21 protein-coding genes are annotated in these 21,993 nt (G+C 70.3%); 15 read left to right on the top strand and 6 right to left on the bottom strand.

Annotated features, from left to right (window positions below; all coding sequences use genetic code 11):
* Window positions 1-39 precede the first annotated feature (39 nt).
* Window positions 40-588: a cysteine hydrolase family protein gene (locus CLV70_RS20410; protein WP_106128125.1), complete on the bottom strand. Its 549-nt coding sequence runs from the start codon at window positions 586-588 to the stop codon at window positions 40-42.
* A gap of 3 nt (window positions 589-591) precedes the next feature.
* Window positions 592-1,566: a hypothetical protein gene (locus CLV70_RS20405; protein ID WP_245908346.1), complete on the bottom strand. Its 975-nt coding sequence runs from the start codon at window positions 1,564-1,566 to the stop codon at window positions 592-594.
* A 638-nt stretch (window positions 1,567-2,204) separates the two neighbouring features.
* Between CLV70_RS20405 and CLV70_RS20400 the strand changes: the two genes are divergently transcribed.
* The 9 genes from CLV70_RS20400 to CLV70_RS20360 all read left to right on the top strand — a co-directional run bounded on the left by CLV70_RS20400 (window position 2,205) and on the right by CLV70_RS20360 (window position 9,687).
* Window positions 2,205-2,450, top strand: a complete 246-nt coding sequence (locus CLV70_RS20400; RefSeq protein ID WP_106128123.1) for a DUF6284 family protein — start codon at window positions 2,205-2,207, stop codon at window positions 2,448-2,450.
* On the top strand, window positions 2,450-3,181 hold the full coding sequence (locus CLV70_RS20395; protein WP_106128122.1) for a hypothetical protein: 732 nt from the start codon (window positions 2,450-2,452) through the stop codon (window positions 3,179-3,181). The genes CLV70_RS20400 and CLV70_RS20395 overlap by 1 nt, the downstream gene beginning before the upstream one ends.
* A gap of 90 nt (window positions 3,182-3,271) precedes the next feature.
* The gene (locus tag CLV70_RS20390; RefSeq protein WP_106128121.1) at window positions 3,272-3,715 is read left to right on the top strand and encodes a DUF3307 domain-containing protein; all 444 of its coding nucleotides are present in this window, start codon (window positions 3,272-3,274) and stop codon (window positions 3,713-3,715) included.
* A gap of 22 nt (window positions 3,716-3,737) precedes the next feature.
* Window positions 3,738-5,873, top strand: a complete 2,136-nt coding sequence (locus tag CLV70_RS20385) for a cell division protein FtsK (protein WP_106128120.1) — start codon at window positions 3,738-3,740, stop codon at window positions 5,871-5,873.
* Window positions 5,874-6,046: 173 nt separating this feature from the next.
* Window positions 6,047-6,280, top strand: coding sequence for a hypothetical protein (locus tag CLV70_RS20380; protein ID WP_245908345.1), 234 nt, complete (start codon window positions 6,047-6,049; stop codon window positions 6,278-6,280).
* 137 nt (window positions 6,281-6,417) lie between these two features.
* Window positions 6,418-6,618, top strand: a complete 201-nt coding sequence (locus CLV70_RS41145; RefSeq protein ID WP_245908344.1) for a hypothetical protein — start codon at window positions 6,418-6,420, stop codon at window positions 6,616-6,618.
* Window positions 6,618-7,322 (top strand): DNA methylase, encoded by a 705-nt coding sequence (locus CLV70_RS20370; RefSeq protein ID WP_106128117.1) that lies wholly within the window; start codon window positions 6,618-6,620, stop codon window positions 7,320-7,322. Before CLV70_RS41145 ends, CLV70_RS20370 begins: the two co-directional genes overlap by 1 nt.
* On the top strand, window positions 7,322-8,578 hold the full coding sequence (locus CLV70_RS20365; protein WP_106128116.1) for a bifunctional DNA primase/polymerase: 1,257 nt from the start codon (window positions 7,322-7,324) through the stop codon (window positions 8,576-8,578). Before CLV70_RS20370 ends, CLV70_RS20365 begins: the two co-directional genes overlap by 1 nt.
* The gene (locus CLV70_RS20360) at window positions 8,575-9,687 is read left to right on the top strand and encodes an AAA family ATPase (RefSeq protein ID WP_425440189.1); all 1,113 of its coding nucleotides are present in this window, start codon (window positions 8,575-8,577) and stop codon (window positions 9,685-9,687) included. Before CLV70_RS20365 ends, CLV70_RS20360 begins: the two co-directional genes overlap by 4 nt.
* A 517-nt stretch (window positions 9,688-10,204) precedes the next feature.
* Here CLV70_RS20360 and msrA read toward each other — a convergent pair.
* Window positions 10,205-10,873, bottom strand: a complete 669-nt coding sequence (gene msrA / locus CLV70_RS20355) for a peptide-methionine (S)-S-oxide reductase MsrA (protein WP_106128232.1) — start codon at window positions 10,871-10,873, stop codon at window positions 10,205-10,207.
* Window positions 10,874-10,921: 48 nt separating this feature from the next.
* On the bottom strand, window positions 10,922-11,335 hold the full coding sequence (locus CLV70_RS20350) for an HIT family protein (protein WP_106128115.1): 414 nt from the start codon (window positions 11,333-11,335) through the stop codon (window positions 10,922-10,924).
* A 39-nt stretch (window positions 11,336-11,374) separates the two neighbouring features.
* On the opposite strand from CLV70_RS20350, the gene CLV70_RS20345 reads away from it, so the two are divergent.
* Genes CLV70_RS20345 through ilvA form a run of 3 tightly spaced genes read left to right on the top strand, consistent with a single transcriptional unit; the run spans window position 11,375 to window position 15,174 of the window.
* A complete protein-coding gene (locus CLV70_RS20345) occupies window positions 11,375-12,526 on the top strand; it encodes a cystathionine gamma-synthase (RefSeq protein ID WP_106128231.1) in 1,152 nt (383 codons plus the stop codon).
* Between the two features lie 27 nt (window positions 12,527-12,553).
* Entirely contained in the window at window positions 12,554-13,921 is a 1,368-nt protein-coding gene (locus CLV70_RS20340; protein ID WP_106128114.1) for an amidase, read from the top strand.
* 29 nt (window positions 13,922-13,950) lie between these two features.
* Complete coding sequence (gene ilvA, locus CLV70_RS20335; RefSeq protein WP_106128113.1) at window positions 13,951-15,174, top strand: threonine ammonia-lyase; 1,224 nt, start codon at window positions 13,951-13,953, stop codon at window positions 15,172-15,174.
* A gap of 326 nt (window positions 15,175-15,500) precedes the next feature.
* On the opposite strand, the gene greA is transcribed toward ilvA, so the two are convergent.
* Together greA and CLV70_RS20325 are read right to left on the bottom strand one after the other, a co-directional pair.
* Complete coding sequence (gene greA / locus CLV70_RS20330; RefSeq protein ID WP_106128112.1) at window positions 15,501-15,995, bottom strand: transcription elongation factor GreA; 495 nt, start codon at window positions 15,993-15,995, stop codon at window positions 15,501-15,503.
* Window positions 15,996-16,193: 198 nt separating this feature from the next.
* On the bottom strand, window positions 16,194-16,613 hold the full coding sequence (locus CLV70_RS20325; RefSeq protein ID WP_106128111.1) for a DUF4307 domain-containing protein: 420 nt from the start codon (window positions 16,611-16,613) through the stop codon (window positions 16,194-16,196).
* A 110-nt stretch (window positions 16,614-16,723) separates the two neighbouring features.
* Here CLV70_RS20325 and mca point away from each other — a divergent pair, with 110 nt between their 5' ends.
* The 3 genes from mca to CLV70_RS20310 all read left to right on the top strand — a co-directional run bounded on the left by mca (window position 16,724) and on the right by CLV70_RS20310 (window position 21,962).
* Window positions 16,724-17,605 (top strand): mycothiol conjugate amidase Mca, encoded by an 882-nt coding sequence (gene mca / locus CLV70_RS20320; protein ID WP_106128110.1) that lies wholly within the window; start codon window positions 16,724-16,726, stop codon window positions 17,603-17,605.
* A 609-nt stretch (window positions 17,606-18,214) separates the two neighbouring features.
* Entirely contained in the window at window positions 18,215-18,502 is a 288-nt protein-coding gene (locus CLV70_RS20315) for a hypothetical protein (protein WP_245908364.1), read from the top strand.
* An 886-nt stretch (window positions 18,503-19,388) separates the two neighbouring features.
* Window positions 19,389-21,962 carry a bifunctional diguanylate cyclase/phosphodiesterase gene (locus CLV70_RS20310; RefSeq protein ID WP_170148642.1) on the top strand — a complete coding sequence of 858 codons (2,574 nt, stop codon included), beginning with the start codon at window positions 19,389-19,391 and terminating at the stop codon, window positions 21,960-21,962.
* Window positions 21,963-21,993: the final 31 nt, after the last annotated feature.

The following is a 21,993-nucleotide window of genomic DNA, read 5'->3' as shown; positions in this document are numbered from 1 at the left end:
CTCAGTGACACCGGTGACAGCGGTGACACCCGTGACAGGCTAGACGACGGCGCTGTCCGAGAGCGGCACGTCCGACACTCGGATGATCTGTCCCTCGCCGATGAAGCGACGGATTACCAGCATTCCCGCGTCGTGCGCTTCCTGGCCGGCGTGGCTGGCGGATGCGTCCGATAGCACCCATGGAGTCAGGTTCAGCTCAAACGCATCTACTGCCGTCTTCAAGACGCAGCTTTCTGTTGCAATTCCGCAGATGTAAAGGTCGCTCCACCCTTTCTCTCGCACCAACCTGATCCCCTCAGGGGAAAATAGGCTGTATATCCGCTTGTCCAGCGTAATGGACTTATCGGCCAACTGCGCGAGGTCAGGAACGATATCGATCTCGGGAGAGTCTTGAAGCTTCTGCCAATGAATCATGCGCTCGAAGGGGCTGCCGGGGTAATTGAGGTAGCGGGTAAATACAACAGCACCGCCCTCCTGTTGCCATCGCTTTACTAAGCCAGCGATTACGGGAACCACGGGCGCGGATGGCGGCCGGATGAATCCGTTCTGGACGTCGACCACTACTAGAACCGAGGTGCTGGGAATCACGGCCTAACCTCCGGCGCTGTCGCGAAGTGTTTCAATGGCTTGCGCAAGGTTGCTTTCAAGGTCGCAGGTAGCAAGGATCGCATTCCTCATTGAGCGATGTTGTTCGGTTTCTCGCGGCCTAGCGTTGGTAATTCTTGACCGCGCTCCCCGGACGAAGCGCCAACCATACTCGTCCGGGACAACCGGATCGGATCCGCGCTCGATCATTCTGTTGAGATGGTCTGAGTATGCCCACAGCGACTGTACCGCTAGCTCACAGTGCACCAAATCATCCTCGGCCAACGATCGCTGTTCCGCAATGGGGTAGTACACCACCCCTGACCAGGATGCGTAGCCCATCGAGATTCCCTTGATGCCAAACGGGATCATGTCGGGATGCTCGAAGCCCTCGGCGAGTAGAGACCTTTCTACCAATTCTGCCCGGTGGAGCGAATGCGCAGGCTCAATATCCCGTTCAAGAAGCACTTTCGGAATAGCGAGGATGCGCAAGGCCGTGTCGAGCGTGTCACCCTCCCATGGAGCCTCGTTTACCCAGTACGAGCTCAGGACGTAGGCGGCCTCAGTGCTTTCGCTGGCCCCGAGATCACGGATCCTCCGCGTCGCCCACGCCATGTTGTCCTTGTACGACTGGACTCGCCAGACACTAAGTGCCGCGACATTGGGTAGTGCCAATTCCTCAACGAGGTGGAAAATGGCCACGCCAAATGGCCACACGTGGAGATCGCATTTCCCGTTGATGACATCGACCGGCGCGACGCGACAATCCAACCAATGTTCGACGCCGGGCATGAAATCCGGACGCTCCCTAAGGTGGGCGGCCCGCTCAACGCCGACGAAAACCGGAATGAATTTGTGGGATGTCACGACAAGGCGACTAGCACTTCCTGTGTCCGTCTCGACAGAACCGAAAAGCTCCTGCGGCGTGGCATCATAGGCGAGGCAATACAACTTCCGATAGGCGTCATCCCGGACCTGCACCCGCCCAGTCTCGTGTCTATACAGGGCTTTTTCAAGCGACTCAATGTCTGGGCATCCCGGTAGATTGGCCTGCCAAATCCGGTGTAACTCCCGCGCTGCCCGCCGGCGAGATGTCCAGCCGCGCGCTTCGCGCTTCGTGGTCAGTACAAGGTTGGGCTGGAGCTGCCGTCCAGCCGTTGCCCTGTCCGTGGACATGTCCCTTGTCCCCCTGTGTCCCTGTCTGTCATCTGCCGCCAAGGTCGCTTCGCCGCCATGGTTGAGGCATGACCAAGACGACGTGCAAGTCTCAGGTGGTGACCGCTCGCTTCGGCCCTGGCGCAGCGGGCGGAATGCCGTTCTCACGCGCCAGTTTCCGAACGTAGGCCGCGGTGAACGGCGACAGCCGCTCCACCTCAGACGGCCCGATCCCTGCCCGCAAAGCCGCTAGCACTGCCTCGATCGCGTCGCGTCGAGCCTCCTCGTGAGCGTTCTCTGTTCGTTCGTAGCGCCGCGTTGCCGCAGCTAGAGCGCTTCGTTCATCGGCCATAACAAACACTTTACCGCCACTCTATTGCGCAACTGGTCGGCGTATCGCTACCGTGAAGCGCATCAGAGAAGCGCTTCGTAGGCGCCCTCTACAACCGTTCTGGAGGAACCTGATGGGTAAGCAACCGGCCGACATGTTCGGCCCCCGCCCCGTCGACCTGGAAGGCATCGAGGCCGAATGGCCGCTGATCGAGGCTGAGCTTTCAGTGTTGGACGCCGAGATCGCCAACATCTACGCCGCCGACCACGGCGGCCCGTCGCCGCTGGACTGGCGTCGGCTGCGCAGGGCCGAGGCCCGGGTGACCCGTGTCGCCGCCGAGCTGGCTGCCCGCCCCGTCGTGTTGAAGGCGGTGGCGTGATGCGTAAGCCGACCATCAGCGGCCGTGGTTGGGCCTACATCGGTGCCGCCCTTGGCGGCACGGTGTCGATCGCGGCGAATGTCGCTCACTCCTACGTCCCGCCCGCCGGTGCGCCGGCCGACTGGTCGCCGCCGACCGGCGCGGTCGTTGGGTCGGTGTTCTGGCCGGTCGCTCTGTTCGTGGCCACCGAGATCCTGGCCCGGGTCGCGTGGCCGGTCGGCCGCCGCTGGACGGCGCTGCGGTTCCTGGGACTGCTGCCGGTTGCCCTGGTCGCCGCGATCGTGTCGTACAAGCACGGTTCCGGGCTGCTGCGGTTTTACGGCGAGGATTTCCTGACTGCGCACCTCGGCCCACTCGCGGTTGACGGTCTGATGGTCATGGCCTCGGCCGCCCTGCTCGCCACTGCCCACCGCGCCACGGCGCTCGCCGCCCCGGCCGCCGAGGTGGTGGCAGTGCCGGAACCGGTCGCTGAGCCGGTCATCGCCGAGCAGCCCGCACCGGTTCCGGCGGTCAAGAAGACGCCCGCCAAGCGCGTCATGCCGCGTCCCGCGTCGGCGGAGAAGGTCGCCAAGGTCGCCGCGAAGATGCCCGGCGCGTCAGCCGCGCAGATTGCCGCCAAGGCCGGTGTATCGGCGTCGACTGCCCGGCGTCACCTCGCCGCGCTGAGCGCCACCGACGCGTCACCATCTGCCCCGGTTCCTGCGGAAACGCCCACCCTCACCGTTGCCTGACTTCGCCCGGTGACGCGGCCCCTACCGCCAAGCAAGCGCCGCGTCACCGGCCCTCCCGCCAGCCATCACAGACCAGGAGAGACACCCATCATGCATGCCTCGTTCGCCGCTGTCTTCGTCGCCCTGTTCGTCGCTCACCAGGTCGCCGACCACTGGATCCAAACCCAGCACCAGGCCGACTGCAAGGGCCGCCCCGGCTGGCCTGGCCGCATCGCCTGCGCCGCTCACGTCACCACCTACACCCTCACCGCGCTGGTCGCGCTCGCCTCGATGGCGCTGACCCTCGGCCTGCCGTTGCACCTCGGTCAGGTCGCCGCCGGGCTCACGGTCAGCGCGGTCACGCACTACATCGCCGACCGGCGAACCCCGCTCAAGCGCCTCGCCGCTGCCCTCGGCGCGGGCCGGTTCTACGCCCTCGGCGTCCCGCGTGCCGGCCATGACGACAACCCGTCGCTCGGCACCGGCTCGTACGCCCTGGACCAGTCCTTCCACTACCTGTTCCTGTTCGTCGCCGCCCTCGTGATCGCCGCCTGAGAGCCCCGGGAGGACACCCACCATGAGCACCCCCAACCCGCACCCCGACAACTTCGACTGGACCGCCGCCGAGGCCGATGTCGCTGAGGTGGTCGACCTGGACGCCGCCCGGACCCGCCGCGCGGGAGCGGAGTCCGCCACGCACTTCGAGGTGGCTCTGGACGAGACGCCGACTCGGGGCGGGATGCCGGTCGACGCGCCGCCGGTCGGGCCGTCCGGGCGACGCCCGATCGTGCCGGCCAACTGGTCGACGTGGCCGAACATCCGGCACAGCCTCAAGCAGGCCGCAGAGCTGACCGCCTACCGCGCCGGGTTCCACGCCCTGCGCTCACCCTGGTACGCCTTGCTGGCCTCGTTCTGGGCGGTGGTGGGCCTGTTCCGGCTGATCGGCCGCCAGCTCACGTGGTGGTGGGTGACGGAGCAGTACGGCCTACGGCAGGCCGCCGCGGACGCCAACGACCCGCAGATGTGGCTGAAGCTGCACCGAGAGGTCAAGGCCACCCGCGCGTGGCGGGCCGTCGTCCTGGTGGCCGAGCTGCTCGCCGTGGCCATCGGCGGCCCGGTCCTCTACGCCGCCGCGCCGCTGTGGGCGTTCGCCCTCGTGGTTGCCGGTGCCGTGATCCTGCTGGCGCACCTCGGCCGCCCCGAGGATCGGCGCATCATCACCCCGGCCACCGTGGCCGGCCGTTTCCGCCGGGTCAACCCGGACATCATCCTGCGCGCCTACTACGCCGCTGGGCTCGGCCACCCCGACAAGCCCCACCAGCAGATCAGTTTCGGGTCCACGATGGCCCGGGACGCCTCCGGTACCGGTTCGCAGGTGTCGATCGATCTGCCCTACGGCAAGACGTTCGACGACGCGGTGAAGGCGCGCGGCGCGGTCGCGTCCGGGCTCGACGTCGCGGTGTCGCAGGTGTTCATCACCCGTGACCCGTCCTCGCACCGGCGGCACGTGCTGTGGGTCGCCGACCGCGACCCCCTCGCCCAGGGCGCGGGCCGGACGCCGCTGCTGCGCTGCAAGCCCACCGACATCTGGCAGCCTGCGCCGTTCGGGCTGGACGAGCGCGGCAACAAGGTCGCCGTCGACTTGATGTGGAACAGCATCCTGATCGGAGCACAGCCTCGGCAGGGCAAGACGTTCGCCGCCCGCGCCCTGGCCCTGTACGCCGCTCTGGACCCGTACGTGAAGCTGACCGTTCTGGACGGTGGCGGCAAGCCGGACTGGCGCAAGTTCTCCCTGGTCGCCGACCGGTACGCGTTCGGGCTGGCGATGACCCGCGATGGCGACCCCGCCGAGATCGCCCTCGAAGCGCTGCGCGAGATCAAGGCCGATGTGCAGGACCGTTACGAGCGGCTGTCGAAGCTGCCCGTCGACATCTGCCCTGAGGGCAAGCTGACCCGCGAGATCGCCCGTGACCCGCAGTACCGCATGCCGGTGCGGCTGGTCGTGCTGGACGAGTTCCAGGAGTACTTCGACCTCGGCGACATCAGCAAGGAAATCGCGTCGCTGCTGGTCTACTTGGTCAAGGTCGCCCCGGCCGCCGGGGTCGGGTTCGTCGACGCCACCCAGCGCCCGTCCGGGGTCGGCGGTGGGCAGGTCGCCACCCAGTTCATCAGCTTCCGCGACAACCACCAGGTCCGGTTCAGTCTGCGTACCGGCTCGTGGAACGTCTCCGACCTGGTCCTCGGCGCGGGAGCCAACAGCGAGGGCTACGACTCGTCGTCGCTGCTGCCGTCCTACAAGGGTGTCGGCATCCTGCGCGGCGCGTCGGATGCCACCCCGACCGTGCGGACCTACCTCGCCGACGCCGACGACGCGGAGAAGATCCTCATAGCCGCGCGCAAGCTGCGTGAGGAAGCCGGAACTCTGTCCGGCATGGCCGCCGGGGAGGACGTCGCCCGCGAGATCCGCGACGTGCTCGCCGACGTGCGGTCCGTCATCGAACACGGCGAGACCGGCGCGCAGTGGGACGAGATCGCCACCCGGCTCGCTGCCCGGCTGCCCGAGGCGTACGCCGACGTCACCGCCGAGTCGATCTCCGCTCAGGTCCGCTCGTTCGGTGTACGCAGCGTAGACGTCAAGCGGGCCGGCAAAGCCCTCAAGGGAGCCAAGGCCGACGACATCGACGCCGCGATCGGCCGCCGCAAGGCCGCCTGACGGTCGCGGCTCACCCGCGACCGGTCGCGCCCACGCGACCCGACCCGCGACCGGCCTGGTCAGCACCAACACCGACCGGTCGCGGGTCGCGCCGCCAGCCCTTCACGCCCAAAAACGCCCTCTGGAGGCTTCCTGTGCCTGCCCTCGCCGCGACCGCGACCCCCGAAACGACCTTGACCGGTCTTCTCTGCCTCGCCCTCGTCCTGATCACCCTCGGTTACGCCCTCGGCTGCTGGATCTGGCCGTTCAGCGCCTGCCGACGCTGCCACGGCACCGGCAAACGCCGTAGCCCGTTCGGCCGCGCGTTCGGGCTGTGCCGACGCTGCCACGGCGACGGCCGCCGCCTGCGGATCGGTCGGCGCGTCATCAACAGCCTGCGCGAGCTGCACGACAAGGGCACCCGCTGATGGTCGCCCGGACGATGGCCCGACTCACCCGCACCGCAACCCCGCACACCGCATGGTGCGTCCAGAACCACACCTGCGGCATCGACCAGCACCGCGCCCGACCCGTCATCACGGCCCGAGGAAGCGGGAGGGCCGTCATGACCCGTACCCGGGCCGCCGACGTCGAGTACGCCGAGGTGGTCATCCGGATCCCGCTGCACCGCAACGACAACACCGCCCGCCGGCAGCTCGCCATCCTCGTGCGGCTGCTCGGTGACCTGCTGGACGCCGTCGTCATCCGGCCGCGCTCGCTGCCCGGCCACGGTGAGCGGCCCGCGATCGGACGGAGGGCCGCCTGATGCGCCCGCTGCTGCTGGACCTGTTCTGCTGCGCCGGCGGGGCCGCCGCCGGCTACCGCGCCGCAGGGTTCGACGTGCTCGGCGTGGACCTCGCCGACCGGCCGCGCTACCCGTTCCGGTTCGTGCGCGCTGAGGCCCTGTCCTACCTCGACCGGCTGATCACCGGGGGCGGGATCCGGGCGTTCTCCCTGATCCACAGCTCCCCGCCGTGTCAGGAGGGGTGCGCGTTGACCCAGGGCACGAACCGGGCGATGGGCTGGGGCCGCGACCACGTCCAACTCATCCCCGACCTGCGCGACCTGCTGGACCTGTCCGGGGTGCCGTACGTGATCGAGCAACCCAACGGTAAGGCCCCGGTCCGCAAGGACGTGACCCTGTGCGGGGAGATGTTCGGGCTCGGCGTGATCCGGCACCGCAACTTTGAGCTGGGCGGTTGGACCGCGGCCCGGCCGGTACACCTGCGGCACCGCGGCCGGGTTCGCGGGTGGCGGCACGGCGTCTACCACGACGGGCCCTACGTCGCCGCCTACGGCGACGGCGGCGGCAAAGCCACCGTGGCCGAGATGCAGACCGCGATGGGCATCGACTGGACCGACGTCCGCGAAGAACTGACCGAGGCCATCCCACCCGCCTACGCGGCATGGCTCGGCCGCACGTTCCTCGCCACCGCCGGCCGCACGGTCGACCTGGGCAGGGCCGCCTGATGTCCCGCATCCGCGCCGTGTTCCACGACCCGGACGGCGACCGATACGGCCTGCCCACCTACTGGTGGCGCGGCGCACCGGAGGGCTACGCCACCCGCCGCCAGCTCCGCGGCCGCCTGGTCCCGACGACCGAACCGTACCCGCACCTCTGCGCCCGCACCGTCGCGGCCGAGGACACCGCATCCGGTCGACCCCTGACCGTCGCCCGGTGGGAGCGGGAGCGCTACTGCGCCGCCTGCGCCCACGACAAGCACCTCCGCGAACACCCGTCCGCACCTACCGCCAGGAGGCCGCAACCCATGCACAGCAACGGATCCCCGCTCGACGTGGCGCTGTCGGCCGCCGCGCGCGGCTGGCACGTCTTCCCGCTGCGCCCGGACGACAAGCGGCCCGCGTTCCCCGACCACCCGGCCGCCGCCTGCACCGGCCGCGACCCGCGCTGCCGCGACGGGCACACCGGCTGGGAAGCCCGCGCCACCACCGACCCCGACCGCATCCGACGGGGCTGGGCCACCACCGGCTACGGCGTCGGCGTCGCCTGTGGCCCGTCCGGGCTGGTCGTGATCGACCTCGACACCCCGAAGGACGGGCAAACCCCGCCCGCCGAATGGTCCGACCCCCTGTGCCGCAACGGATCTGACGTCTTCGGGCTGCTGTGCGCCCAGCATGACCAGGACGGCGCACCCGAGGTGTGGAGCACCTATACCGTCACCACCGGCCGAGGCGGCACCCACCTCTACTACCGCCACCCGGACAGCGGCCCGGCGCTGCGCAACACCGCCGGGGACCGCGGCAACGGCCTCGGCTGGCTGATCGACACCCGCGCCCACGGCGGCTACGTCGTCGCCGCCGGAACCACCGTCGCCGGACGCCCGTACACCGCCGCCCGCGACACCGAGGTCGCCGCGCTGCCCGCCTGGCTCGCCGAACGGCTGCGACCCTCACCGCTACCCGCACAGCAGCCGGTCACCGTCGACCTGCCGACCGGACGGACCGGCGCCTACGTCACGGCCGCGATCGGCCGCCAGCTCGACCACCTCCGGCGGGCCGCCGAGGGGCAGCGCAACCACACGCTGTACGTGTCCGCCGTCGCCCTCGGCCAGCTCGCCGCCGGGGGAGCGCTACCCGTCGAGCAGGCCGAGGCGCTGCTGATCGAGGCCGCGCTGTCGATCGGGCTGACCCGCTTCGAGACCTTACGTACCGTCCGGTCCGGGCTCTCCGCCGGAGCGAAGCGGCCCCGGACGGTGGCGGCGTGAGCCGCGTGCCGGCCGAACGGCCGGACCGCCCCGCCCTGCACGTCGCCGGACCGGACGACGCGGCCGAGGTGCTGTCTGCCGAGCAGGCGCGGCCCGCGCGGATCCGCACCTCGTGGTCGGCGGTCGACATCATGGCGATGCAGTTCGCCCCGCCCAAGTGGGCCGTTCCCGGGGTGCTGTCCGAGGGCGTGAACCTGCTCTGCGGGCCACCCAAGGTCGGCAAGTCCTGGATGTCGCTCGGCCTCGGCGTGGACGTCGCGGCCGGCGGCAAGGCGTTCGGGTCCATCGCGGTCGAACCCGGGCCGGTGCTCTACCTCGCCCTGGAGGACACCGCCCGGCGGCTACAGAACCGCCTCGGCAAGGTCCTCGCCAACCGGCCCGCCCCGGCCGGACTCACCCTCGCCACCGAGTGCCCGCCGCTGCCGCAAGGCGGAGACCAGGCCATCGCCGCATGGCTCGACCGCAACCCGGACGCGCGCATGGTCATCATCGATGTGTTCGCCAAGCTGCGCGGCAACTCCGCACCCGGCGCATCCGCCTACGACGCGGACTACGCCGCCGTCGGCCGGGCGAAGAAAGTCGCCGACGACTACGGCGTGGCGTTCGTGCTGGTCCACCACGTCCGCAAAGCCGGATCAGACGACTTCCTCACCGAGGTCTCCGGCACCAACGGCCTCGCCGGTGCCGCCGACGCCACGTTGGTCCTCAAGCGGGCACGCAACCAGGGCGACGGGGTGCTCCACGTGACCGGCCGCGACGTCGACGAAGCCGAGTACGCCCTGACCTTCAACGCCGACGCGGGAGCCTGGCAGATGCTCGATGGCCCGGCCGAGGACCACCAGATCGGCGAGACCCGCGCCGTCATCCTGCGCTTCCTGCGGACCGCGCCAGGCAGCACCCCGACGATCGTCGCTAACGCGGTCGGCCTTAAGGCGGCCACCGTGCGGCAGACCTGCACTCGGATGCTTGCCGATGGGCAGCTCGCTGCTGAACCGGGCGGCCGGTATCGAGTGCCGGGTGTCACGGGTGTCACCCCCGTCACTGGTGTCACCCAACCCGCTTTGAGCTGCGGAAACAAGGGCGACGATATAGAAGGTGAGACACCGTGACTGACTGGCTGAAACAGAGGGACATTCGGCCCCTCGCGGGTGTATGCCCCAAAACCCCTCGGATGCCGGAAATCTTGGCTCAGTGTGGCTCTCCACGGCACGCGCAAATGGCCGCAGAGAGACCGGATGCCGTACGCCCATTGACAATCACAGAGGGACCGCCAGCATGCATCTGAGGGCCGTTGAAGGTGCCGAACCGACCGTCGAGTACTCCGCCCCGGCCTGTTTCAGCAAAGAACCGGCACGGCTCGCGCTGGTGAATCAAGGTCAGGCGAACCGGACCCCAGTTCTAACTCACCTCGAAGAGATCCGAGTGATGGTGACGCGATCGAGGGCAGAGCAGGGGTTGCCCCCGACGATTCAAGACACCGAGGTTCTCGAACGGGTGGCCGCAGTGTTCCGGTTGGCTGTGGAACCGGCGCGGGCCGCGGTGCCTAGCCGAAACCCAACCCGGAAGGCTGCCTAGCTGCGACAACAGCGGAACGCCCCGGCCAGTTGGCCGGGGCGTTCGTCGTTGTCAGGACGTACTGTCCAGCCCCAGAGAAGGGGCACAGTAGTTGAGCCCTGTAGGGCCGTGGTTGCAGTAGCCGCCCGGGTTCTTGCTGTCCGAGAGGTACTGCTGGTGGTAGTCCTCCGCGTAGTAGTACGCGTCCAGCGGCTTGATCTCCGTCGTGATGGTGCCGTGGCCGGCGGCCGTCACGATGGGCTGGAAGGCCGCTCGGGAGGCCTCGGCGAGCTTGGCCTGCTCCGGTGTCGTCGTGTAGATGGCCGAGCGGTACTGGGTGCCGACGTCGTTGCCCTGGCGCATGCCCTGGGTCGGGTCGTGGTTCTCCCAGAAGGCCTTCAGCAGGTCCTCGTAGTTGATTGTGGCCGGGTCGTAGACGACCTGGACGGCCTCGGTGTGGCCGGTCGTTCCGGAGCAGGTCTCCTCGTACGTCGGGTTGCGGGTGAAACCGCCCGCGTAGCCGACCGACGTCGAGTAGACGCCCGGCAGGCGCCAGAAGATGCGCTCGGCGCCCCAGAAGCAGCCCATGCCGAACACCGCCGTCTCCAGGCCGGCCGGCCAGGGGCCCTTCATCGGGGTCCCGAGCACCGTGTGCGTGTCGGCCACCGGCATCTCGATCAGGCGACCGGGTACGGCCTGGTCGGGGGTGGGCAGCTCGAGCTTCTTGTACCGCAGGAACACGGTGTCTCCCTTCATCCGCTGGGTGTAACACCACCCACCCGGGGTTCCTTACCCGAGCGCGCCGGCGATCGCGGAAGCGTAGGTTGCCGCCTCGTCGTCGGAGTCGTACTTGTGGCGGGGCCAGAAGAAGCCGCGGAGGCCGTCGCCCTTCGTCCGGGGTACGACGTGGGCGTGCAGGTGCGGCACCGACTGGGACACGATGTTGTTCATCGCGACGAACGTCCCTTTTGCGCCCGTTGCCGCGGGGACGGCCGCGGCCACCCGCTGCACCAGCGTGAAGAAGCCGGGCAGAAGATCCGGATCAAGGGCGGTGAGCTCCGGTACGTGCGGACGCGGCACCACCAGCACGTGCCCCTTGAACACCGGCCGGATGTCGAGGAAGCCGATGCCGTCGGGGGTGTCCACGACCTTGAACGCGGGAACCGTACCCGCCACGATCCCGCAGAAGAGGCAGTCGACCATCAGCGCAGACTAGCCTTGCCCCTCATGACGGGTAACGAGATGACGGGCAACGGGTACGGCTTCGACACTCTGGCCATCCACGCCGGGCAGGACCCCGATCCGCGGACGGGTGCGGTGGTGCCGCCCATCTACCAGACGAGCACGTACGCGCAGGACGCCGTCGGTTCGCCCCGGCTGGGGTACGAGTACAGCCGCTCCGGCAACCCGACCCGCGACGCCCTGCAGGAATGCCTGGCCGCGATCGAGGGCGGGCGCCGGGGTCTCGCGTTCGCCAGCGGGCTCGCCGCCGAGGACACGCTGCTGCGTACGGTGTGCCGTCCCGGCGACCACGTGGTCATCCCCGACGACGCGTACGGCGGCACGTATCGGCTCTTCAGCAAGGTCGCCGAGAACTGGGGTCTCGACTGGACGGCGGTGCCGCTCCACGACCTCGACGCGGTCCGCGCGGCGTTCCGGCCCGGCCACACCCGGCTGATCTGGGCCGAGACGCCGACCAACCCGCTGCTGAACATCGCCGACGTCCCCGCGCTGGCGACGCTGGCGCACGAGTACGACGCCATGCTCGCCGTGGACAACACGTTCGCGTCGCCGTACCTGCAGCAGCCGATCGGTCTCGGCGCCGACGTGGTCATCCACTCCACGACCAAATACCTGGGCGGGCACTCCGACGTGGTCGGCGGCGCGCTGGTGGCGGCCGACGAGGGCCTCGGCGACCAGCTCGCGTTCCACCAGAACGCCATGGGAGCGGTCAACGGGCCCTTCGACGCGTGGCTCACTCTGCGCGGCATCAAGACTCTGGGCGTACGGATGGATCGGCATTGTGACAACGCCGAGCGGATCGTGGCCTATCTGGAAGGTCACAAGAAGGTGGCCCGGGTCCTGTACCCCGGCCTGGAGTCGCATCCCGGACACGAGACCGCCGCCAAGCAGATGTCGCGGTTCGGCGGAATGATCTCCTTCCGCACCAAGGGTGGCGCTGAGCAGGCCATCGACGTCTGCAACCGGACCAAGCTGTTCGTCCTCGCGGAGTCGCTCGGCGGCGTGGAGTCGCTCATCGAGCACCCCGGCCAGATGACACACCTCAGCGCCGCGGGCTCACCGCTTGAAGTCCCCGCCGATCTCGTGCGACTGTCTGTCGGCATCGAGACCGTTGACGATCTGCTCGCCGATCTGGAGCGGGCGCTCGGCTGAGGTTCCTCAAGACAAGCGGAGACGGCCATGGACAACCTGGCGACCACGTGGGTGGGTGCCACGGCGAAGCAGATCTCCCGGGCGGTGCGGCGCGGCGACACGACCGCCACCCAGGTGGTCGCCGATCACCTCGAGCAGATCGCGATCTCCGACCCGGCGCTCACCGCGTTCCGCGTGGTGCGCGGCGGCGAGGCGATCGTCGAGGCCGAGAAGGTCGACGACCAGGAGGATCTCGCCAACCTTCCGCTCGCCGGCGTGCCGGTGGCGGTGAAGGAGAACACCGCGGTCGCGGGCCTGCCGACCTGGCACGGCTCCGCGGCGGCGCGCACCGCGGTGGCCGAGGAGGACCACGAGGTGGTCCGCCGGCTGCGCGGCGCGGGCGCGGTCGTCGTCGGCGTGACCCGGATGCCCGAGATGGGGCTCTGGGCCACCACCGACGGCGCCGACGGCCCCACCCGTAACCCGTGGTCGCTGGACCGCACCCCGGGCGGCTCGTCGGGCGGTTCGGCCGCGGCCGTCGCGGCGGGGCTGGTGCCGATCGCGCAGGGCAACGACGGCCTCGGCTCGATCCGCATTCCCGCCGCCTGCTGCGGGCTCGTCGGTCTCAAACCCGGCCGCGACGTGATCCCCTGCGACCTGGGCGTCGACAACTGGCTCGGCCTGGCCGAGAACGGCATCCTCGCGACCACGGTCGCGGACGCGGCGCTCGGCTTCAGCGTCCTCGCGGGCCGATCGCCGGCGAAGCTCACCCCGCCGGACAGGCTGCGGGTCGGCGTCGCGTTGCGCTCCCCGGTCCAGGGGGTACGCGCGGACGAGCCGAACCGCGACGCCGTGGCGACCGCCGCGAAGCTCCTCGGCCAGGCGGGGCACGACACCGTCACGGCCGAGCCGCCGTACACCACGGGCGTACGCATCGCCGGCCTGCTGACCTGGTTCGCCGCCGCGTACCGGGAGGCGCAGGCGTCGGGGCTGGACCTCAAGACGCTGCAACCGCGTACCCGAAGGCATGTCCGGCTCGGGAAAATGGCGTGGAACCGCGGCTGGGTGCGCCAGGAGCAGCGCGACGCGTGGCGGGCGAAGAGCCTCGCGTTCTTCGAGGAGAAGAACATCGACGTGCTGCTGACGCCGGCGCTGGCGACCACTCCGCCGCCCGCCGACGGCCACTCCGGCGGCAGCTGGCGGCACAACCTGATCGAGAACATTCGGTACGCCCCGTACGCGGGACCCTGGAACATCGCGGGGCTGCCGGCGATCGTGGTGCCGATCGGCCTCCGCCCGGACGGGCTTCCGGTGGGGGTGCAGTTCGTCGGGAAGCCGGACTCGGAGCTGCTGCTGCTGTCGATCGCCGGGGTGCTCGAGGTCGCCAACCCGTGGACGCGGCACGCCTTCGTCTAGCGTTTTTCCGCGGGTGGCACGATCTCCCCATGAGTGACCTGCTTTCGCTCGCCGACGTCGAAGCCGCGCGGGCGGTGCTGACCGGGGTCGTCAAGACCACCCCGCTCGAACACTCGATGCCGCTGTCCCGCGCGCTGGGCGTCCCGGCCTGGCTCAAGTGCGAGAACCAGCAGCGGGCCGGCTCGTACAAGGTGCGCGGCGCGTACCACCGGATCTCGCGCCTGTCGGACGCCGAGCGGGCCCGCGGCGTCGTGGCGGCCAGCGCCGGCAACCACGCCCAGGGGGTGGCCCTGGCCGCCGGCATGCTCGGCGCGAAGGCCACGGTGTTCATGCCGCAGAACGCGCCCCTGCCCAAGGTCACGGCCACCAAGGGCTACGGCGCCGCCATCGAGTACGCGGGCACCACCGTCGACGATTCGCTGCGGGCGGCCCGCGCCTTCGCCGAGGAGACGGGCGCGATCCTCATCCACCCGTTCGACCACCCGGACGTGATCGCCGGCCAGGGCACGGTCGGCCTCGAGATCCTCGAACAATGCCCCGACGTCGGCACGATCATCACCGCGGTGGGCGGCGGCGGCCTGATCTCCGGCGTCGCCGTCGCGGCAAAAGCCCTCAAACCAGACGTACGCATCATCGGCGTGCAGGCCGCGGGCGCGGCGGCCTACCCGGTGTCCCTGGCAGCCGGCACCCCGGTGACCCTGACCGAGTCGGCGACGATCGCGGACGGCATCGCCGTGATGCGCCCGGGAGACCTGACGTTCGCCCACGTCAGCGAACTCGTGGACGACATGGTCACGGTCACGGACGAGGACCTGTCGGCGGCCCTGCTCATGCTCCTGGAACGCCACAAAATGGTGGTCGAACCGGCCGGCGGCGCCGCGGTGGCGGCCCTGCTGACCGGCAAGGTGCAGGTCACCCCACCGGTCGTGGCGATCCTCTCGGGCGGCAACATCGACCCGATGCTGCTCATGCGCGTGATCGAGCACGGCCTGGCCTCAGCGGGCCGCTTCCTGCGCCTCTCGGTCCAGACCGAGGACCAGCCGGGCGAACTGGCCCGCCTCCTCACCCAGATCGCGGAACACCGGGCGAACATCGTGGACGTGCTGCACTCCCGGCACAACCCCCGGCTCAGCTTCGGCGAGGTCGAGGTGCAGCTCTCGGTGGAAACCCGGGGCCCGGACCACTCGACGGCGCTGATCGGCGCACTGCGCGGCTCGGGCTACGCGGTGACGCTCCTGTCCGGAACCCCCTGAGACCGGACAGCCCCGCGCCGAGCCGGCGCCGGATGCCCTGGTCAGCCAGCGAGCGAGTCGTCGGCTGACCATGGCATCGATGCGGGGTGTCAGCCCGCCGGTGCCGAGTCCGGAAATGCGCAGCCCGGCACTGGCCGGCCCCGGTCCTCGGTCCGACCCGACCCCGGCCCCGGCCCGGTGCCGGTGCCGCCTGGCCCCGGCCCGGTGCCGACGCGATTTGGCCCCGGACGCGACTTGGCCCCGGCCCGGTGTCGACGCGACCTGGCCCCGGCGCGACCTGGCCCCCGCGCGACCTGGCCCCGGCCCGGGGGGAGCGGGTGCGGTGGTCAGGCGCCGAAGGGGGCGAAGTCGACGACTGTGACCTTGATGTCGGCGCCGCTCGGGGCGGTGTAGGTGACCGTCTGGTTCTTGCTCGCGCCGAGGATGGCGGTGCCGAGGGCGGACTCCGGGCTGTACACCGTCAGGTCGGTCGTGGCGGCGATCTCGCGGGAGCCGAGCAGGAACTTCTCGGTGTCGGTCTTGTCGTCGTCGAAGTAGATGGTGACGACCATGCCGGGGGAGACCTTGTCGGCCGTCGGGGCCTCGCCGACCTCCGCGTTGCGCAGGAACTCCTTCAAGTACAGGATGCGGCCCTCCTGCTTGCCCTGCTCCTCGCGGGCGGCGTGGTAGCCCCCGTTCTCCCGCAGATCGCCCTCCTCGCGGCGGGCGTTGATCTCGGCGGCGATGGCCGGCCGGGCTGCGATCAACTCGTCGAGCTCGGCCTGCAGCCGGTCGTAAGCGTCCTGGGAGAGCCAGGTCTTCGACGCTTCTGAACTGGTCACAGACTCTTCTCCTTGGGGCGGGACAGGCGTACGGAGCGAATCACCTAGCTTACCAGCGGTGGCCACAGGGCCTGCTCCGCGCGACCGCAGGGTGGAACGGGCGGTGCCGCCGGCTCATCCCCGTCGGCTCATCCTTTGTATCGCGAGGGTCCGACACTTTTCCGTACGCCGGGTGGGCGGGTGGCCGTCCGGACCGGGTCAGGCAGGTGCCCGGCAGCTGAGGACCTCGCCGACGAAGGCCTTGGCGGTGGTGGTCACCGGCTCCGACGCCTGGATCGTCCGGCTGCCGGGGGCGGCCCGTACCGTTACTGTCCGGGTTCCGACCACGTTGCCGTCGTAGTCGCGCGCCCGGAGGCCGCAGGTGGCGGATTCGCCTGCTGGCACCCGTACGGTGAAATCGATCGTGATCCGGGTTTCGGTCACGCCGGTCCATCGGACGATCTGGGCGTCGTAGTTCGGATCCCCGTATTGGCTGTAGAGGCGCACCGCCAGGGCGATCGCCGCCACCAGGACCACCGCCGCGACGATGACCGGCCCGAGGAGCCTGCGGCGGCCGTCCCGTCGCCTGCCGTAACGACCCGGCGGGAATACCGGAGCTGTGGCGCGCGTCTCGCTCACCAGGGACCCTCTCCCGCGAAAAGTGTCGGTGCCATCGGCCAGAATGGCCCTGTCCATCTTCGCAGCCGGAGCCGGGCCCACCGAATGTGGTCCGGTCGAGGGAGAATTCAGTGGCTGAGCAGTTGCGTCTGATGACGGTGCACGCGCACCCCGACGACGAGTCCAGCAAGGGTGCCGCCGCCATGGCGCGCTATGTCGCCGAGGGCGTGGACGTGCTGGTCGCGACGTGTACGGGCGGCGAGCGCGGCAGCGTGCTGAACCCGAAGATGGACCGGCCCGAGGTGCTCGAGAACATCGCCGAGATCCGCCGCAAGGAGATGGATCTCGCGCGGGAGATCCTCGGCGTCAAGCAGGCCTGGCTGGGGTTCGTCGACTCCGGGCTGCCGGAGGGTGACCCGCTGCCGCCGCTGCCCGACGGGTGCTTCGGCCTCGTCGACCCGGTCGAGGGCGCGCTGCCGCTGATCAAGCTGATCCGGGAGTTCAAGCCGCACGTCATGACGACGTACGACGAGAACGGCGGCTACCCGCACCCCGACCACATCATGTGCCACAAGATCTCGGTGGTGGCGTTCGAGGCCGCCGGCGACCCGGAGAAGTACCCGGAGCTCGGCGAGCCGTGGCAGCCGCTGAAGCTGTACTACAACTCCGGCTGGACCCGGGCCCGGATGCTCGCCCTGCACGAGGGCATGCTCGCGGCGGGCCTGGAGTCGCCGTACACGGAGTGGCTCGAGAGGCAGCGGGATCGCGAGGACCGCGGCGACAAGATCACCACGCGCGTGGAGTGCGGGGAGTATTTCGAGGTCCGCGACAACGCCCTGCGGGCCCACGCGACCCAGGTGGATCCGGACGGGTTCTGGTTCCACGTGCCGCTGGAGCTGCAGCAGAAGGTGTGGCCCACCGAGGACTTCGAGCTGGCGCGATCTCTGGTCGACAGCCCGCTGCCGGAGTCGGACCTGTTCGCGGGAATCCGGGAGTCGGTCGAGGCCTGCTGACCGGGGCCCGTTCGGAGGGCGGGGCTCGATTGTCGGGCACAGGTCGGGGCCTGCTGGCGGGGCCCGTCGCGGTGTGCGCGCAGGTCGAAGCTGCTGACGGGGGCCGTTTGCTGGGTGCGCGTTGGTCGAGGCTTGCTGACGGCGGGCGGTTGCTGTTCGCGCGCAGGTTGAGGTGGCTGTCGACCGAGCTGGGTCTTTGGCGGCTTATCGGGTTTTTGGCCGGTGGTAGGTGATTTTGCCTGGTTTCGGGGTGGTTGGTGTGAGGGGCGGCCGCGCTGGCCGGCTTCTGGCCGCGCGGCGGTTCGCCGTCTCCGCCGCCGAGGCCCCTGGCGTTCTGGCTGGGGGCGTCTTGGGCGGGGGCGTCCGGGCTGAGGACGTCTTGGGCTGGGGGCGTCCGGGCTGAGGGCGTCCTGGACTGAGGGCGTCCTGGACTGAGGACGTCTTGGGCTGAGGACGTCTTGGGCTGAGGGAGTTCTGGGGGCGTCCTTGGGGTGGGGTGCGGGATCCCGTGGCTGGGCGGGGCGGGTGTGGGCGTACCTTTGACGGGTGAACTTCGACGTGGCGGTCAACAACTTCGGCGACACCCGGTCCGGGGGTCTGGCTGGGCCGATGGGGCTTTTCATCATCGTGTTGATGTCGGTCGCCACGGTTCTGCTTATTCGCAATATGAACAAGCGCTTGCGTCGGCTTCCTGACAGTTTTATGGACGGGGCGGCTCCGGGGCGTGAGGCGGAGACTGCCAGGCCGGACGCGGATCTTGCGCGCAGTGATGCCGCGGCGGGGGTCCGGGGGTCGGCCGCCGGCGAGTCCGATGTCGACGGTCGTGCTGATGGGGACGGGGTCGGCGGGGTTCGCGCCGAGGGCGATGACCTTGGGCGGGATGAGCGCGCTCAGTAATCGTGGGCTGGGGTCCACTTTGTCAAGTCGTCTTGTGACGGCGTTCGTGGATGGGGTCACCGTCCGAACATCGACAGTGCTCCTCCGTCAACCCCTGTTGCGTTCCGCCGGATTGCCTTAGCCTTCCGCCGGGGGGCTTTGACGTCCCTCGACCCTGCGCGGAAAGGGGGCCGTCGATGACCATCATCCGACCCCCGCATTCTCCACTGCAGATGCACGTGCATCCTCCTGTGCCGCTGGTCAGCGCCGTGTGGTGTGACCTCGGACAAGATCGCGAAGAGGCCTCTCCGGCGGTGCCCGGCGGAGGGCTCCGGGAGGGGCGCGGCGGGCGTTCCGGGCTTGATCGAATCGCTTTCGGACGGCTTTCGGGGCCTCGTTCGGGGCACTCGCGTGGTGACCGTGCGGGCTCCTCGGGGGGCGGATTCGGCGGTGCGTGTGCAGATTTTGCACATTCGGGCATCTGCGCCGGGACGCGTCGCGGGGCGGTCCGGGAAGCCGTCACCCAGCGTTCCGGGTCGCGCTTGCTCATCGACGGGTCTGGCTGGGAGCGTGCCCAGGTAGGGACGGGCCGAGCCATGAGTCCGGCGGGCGACCGTCCTGGGGCCCGGCGGGCGAGTGGCCGGCGGGGGACTGTTCAGGACGCGGGTAGCCGGCGGGGGACTGGTCCGGGCGCGGGTGGCCGGTGCGGGGCTGGTCTGAGCGCGGGTGGCCGGCGCGGGGCTGGTCAGGGAGCGGGCGGCCGGCGGGCGAGGGACCGGCTGGTGGCGGTGCGGTGGATCGGGGAGGTGGCGGCGTGACTTCCCCTGCCGCTGTCTCCTCGCTGGCTCGTCCTGACGCCGGGGAGCGGGCCGCTGCTTCTGGCCGGCGGACTGCCGGCGTACGTGTCATGACCGGGTCTGTTCTTGGTCTTGCTCTTGTGGTGTCCGTGCTGGCGGCGTTGCTGCCGTGGCGGCGGCCCGAGGTGTTGACGCATCCGGCCGCCGTCGGGGTGGGGGCCGCTGTTCTTCTCGCCGCCTTCGCGCAGCTTGCGCGGCTCCGGTTCCGGGTCGGGCGGGGGACCGTCAGCGTTTCGTGGGGTGAGACCGCCTTCATTCTCGGGTTCGCGCTCGCGCCGCCGGGGTGGTTGCCCGCTGCCACGCTGGTGGGGGCCGCCGCGGCGTGGTTCTTCATCACGTGGATCAACGGGCAGCGGGCCGTCGCCGATGTGATCCATCTCGGCGCCTCGCTGAGCCTCGGCGCCGCCGGGGCGACCGCGGTGGCGTACGCGATCGTCGGGCCGGAGGCTCCCGCCGGCATCACGCGTACGCAGGTCGGGCTGATCGCCGGCGCGGCGACGTACCTGATGATCACGCTTGGTCTTGCGGTGCTGACCATGGCGCTGCACCGGGATGCCACACCCGTGCAGATCGCCGCGCGGGCCCTGCACGCCAAGTTGCCGATGTTCGTGGGAAACGTGCTGGTCGGCCTCTCGGCGCTCTACGCGCTGGCCAACGAGCCGTGGTGGCTCATCGCCTTCCCGCCCGTGCTGTGGCTGCTGCAGCGCACCTATCGGTACCACCTGCGCGCGGAGGAGGAGCGGCGCGTGTGGGAGGCGTTCGCGCGGGCCACGCGGGCGCTCGGCGGCCCGACCGAGGCCGCCGTCGTGCAGGCCGGGCTCCGGGGTGCGCTCGACGTCTTCGGGGCGCGGCGGGTCGAGATCGAGGTGACGCTGCCGGCCGGCCCGCTGCACGTCGTGGCCGGCTCGCCGGAGAACGGTCCGGTGGCCGACGCCCCGCCGCCGCGTCTCACCGAACCCCTGGCGCGGCCGCAGGTCCTGATCGAGGCCGATGCGACGCGCAACGGCCGGCGCTATGTGGACGACGCGCCGCAGGATCCGCTGCCCGGCGCCGCGCCCGGCCCGGTCGTCACGCGGACCATGACGGTCGGCGAGACGGTCGTCGGGGAGATCACCGTGTGGCTGGCGGAGCCGACGCTGCCCGCGGCCCGCGACGAGCTCGCGGTGTCCGCGTACGCCGATGCGCTGGCCGGGGCGCTGCATGATGCCGCCGCGCACGAGCGGCTGGTGGTGCTGGACGCGCAGGTCGCGTACGAGGGCATCCATGACCAGCTCACCGGGCTGGCCAACCGGCGCGCGCTGCTGCACCACGGCGAGGCCCTGTTGCAGTCGCAGCACCGCGACCAGCCGGTCGCGGTGCTGCTTCTCGACCTTGACAACTTCCGGGAGGTCAACGGCACGCTGGGGCATCGGGCCGGCGACGACGTCCTGCGTACGGTCGCAGCCCGGCTCACCGATCTCGCCCGGGAACAGGAGCTGGTCGCCCGCCTCGGCGACGACGAGTTCGCGCTGCTCCTGCCCACCGTGGCGACGCTGACCGACTCCGCGACGCCGCTGCACGACGTGCCCAGCCCGCTGCCGCAGGCCGTACGGCGGGCGCGGGAGCTGGTCGACACCATCGGGCAGCCCGTGGACATCGGCGGCGTACGGCTGGCCATCGAGGTCGCCGTCGGCGTGGTGGTGGAGAAGGCCGGCCACGCGGACCTCGGCGAGCTCATCCGGCGGGCGAGCATCGCGCTCGACCATGCCAAGGAACAGCGCCTCGGCGTGGCCGCGTACGACAGCGCCCGCGACGCCAGCAGCACCGACCACCTGGCCCTCCCCGCCGAGCTGCAGGAGGCCCTCGCCGCGGACGACCAGCTCGTGCTGATGCTGCAGCCCGAGGTCGACCTCGAGAGCGGCGCGCCGACCGGCGTCGAGGCGCTCATCCGCTGGAACCACCCGCGGCGCGGGATGCTGACGCCCAACATCTTCGTGAGCACGATCGAGAACGGGGAGTTGCTGGCCCCGTTCACCCGATATGTCCTCGATCGGGCGCTCACCGCCGCCGCGGGGTGGGCGGCGGCCGGCATCGACGTACCCGTATCGGTGAACGTTTCCGCCCGCAGCCTGCTCGACGCGACCTTCCCGGCCCAGGTCGCCGACGCCCTGCGCCGGCACCGGATGGTCCCCGCCCAGCTCGTCCTGGAGATCACCGAGTCGATGGCGGTGAGCGACGAGGGCGTTGTGGACGAGGTCCTGGCCGCCCTCCGCGAGCTACAGGTCCAGATCTCCGTGGACGATTTCGGTACGGGCTACTCCTCGCTCGCGTTCGTCACGCGGGTCCGGGTCGACGAGCTCAAGGTGGACCGCTCGTTCGTCACCGAGATGACCGAATCACCCGCCGCCGCGGCCGTCGTGCGCGGCGCGGTCGAGCTGGGTGCGCGGCTCGGCGCCCGGGTGGTCGCGGAGGGCGTCGAAACCGCCGACCAGCGGGCGGCCCTGCTGGCCCTCGGCTGTACGGCGGCCCAGGGCTACCACTTCAGCCGGCCCCTGCCCGCGGACAAGATCGTCCCGGCCCTCCGCCAACTCGCGGACGCGGCGCCCCCCAAGATCGTCCCCCTCCGAGCCGACGGCGCTTCGTAGGGCCGCGGGCGCTACGATTGTCGTAGCATTG

The sequence above is a fragment of the Pseudosporangium ferrugineum genome, assembly GCF_003002065.1.
Classification (GTDB): Bacteria; Actinomycetota; Actinomycetes; order Mycobacteriales; family Micromonosporaceae; genus Actinoplanes; species Actinoplanes ferrugineus_A.
The sequence above is the reverse complement of the archived record's forward strand: the minus strand, read 5'-3'. Positions and strand labels throughout refer to the sequence as shown.

Bases quoted from the DNA above. Each gene is read 5' to 3' on its own strand.
- CLV70_RS20400 (WP_106128123.1), top strand. From the start codon at position 2,205: ATGGGTAAGCAACCGGCCGACATGTTCGGCCCCCGCCCCGTCGACCTG.
- CLV70_RS20395 (WP_106128122.1), top strand. From the start codon at position 2,450: ATGCGTAAGCCGACCATCAGCGGCCGTGGTTGGGCCTACATCGGTGCC.
- CLV70_RS20390 (WP_106128121.1), top strand. From the start codon at position 3,272: ATGCATGCCTCGTTCGCCGCTGTCTTCGTCGCCCTGTTCGTCGCTCAC.
- CLV70_RS20385 (WP_106128120.1), top strand. From the start codon at position 3,738: ATGAGCACCCCCAACCCGCACCCCGACAACTTCGACTGGACCGCCGCC.
- CLV70_RS41145 (WP_245908344.1), top strand. From the start codon at position 6,418: ATGACCCGTACCCGGGCCGCCGACGTCGAGTACGCCGAGGTGGTCATC.
- CLV70_RS20370 (WP_106128117.1), top strand. From the start codon at position 6,618: ATGCGCCCGCTGCTGCTGGACCTGTTCTGCTGCGCCGGCGGGGCCGCC.
- CLV70_RS20365 (WP_106128116.1), top strand. From the start codon at position 7,322: ATGTCCCGCATCCGCGCCGTGTTCCACGACCCGGACGGCGACCGATAC.
- CLV70_RS20350 (WP_106128115.1), bottom strand. From the start codon at position 11,335: ATGGTCGACTGCCTCTTCTGCGGGATCGTGGCGGGTACGGTTCCCGCG.
- CLV70_RS20345 (WP_106128231.1), top strand. From the start codon at position 11,375: ATGACGGGCAACGGGTACGGCTTCGACACTCTGGCCATCCACGCCGGG.
- CLV70_RS20340 (WP_106128114.1), top strand. From the start codon at position 12,554: ATGGACAACCTGGCGACCACGTGGGTGGGTGCCACGGCGAAGCAGATC.
- ilvA (WP_106128113.1), top strand. From the start codon at position 13,951: ATGAGTGACCTGCTTTCGCTCGCCGACGTCGAAGCCGCGCGGGCGGTG.
- CLV70_RS20315 (WP_245908364.1), top strand. From the start codon at position 18,215: ATGGGGCTTTTCATCATCGTGTTGATGTCGGTCGCCACGGTTCTGCTT.
- CLV70_RS20310 (WP_170148642.1), top strand. From the start codon at position 19,389: ATGACCGGGTCTGTTCTTGGTCTTGCTCTTGTGGTGTCCGTGCTGGCG.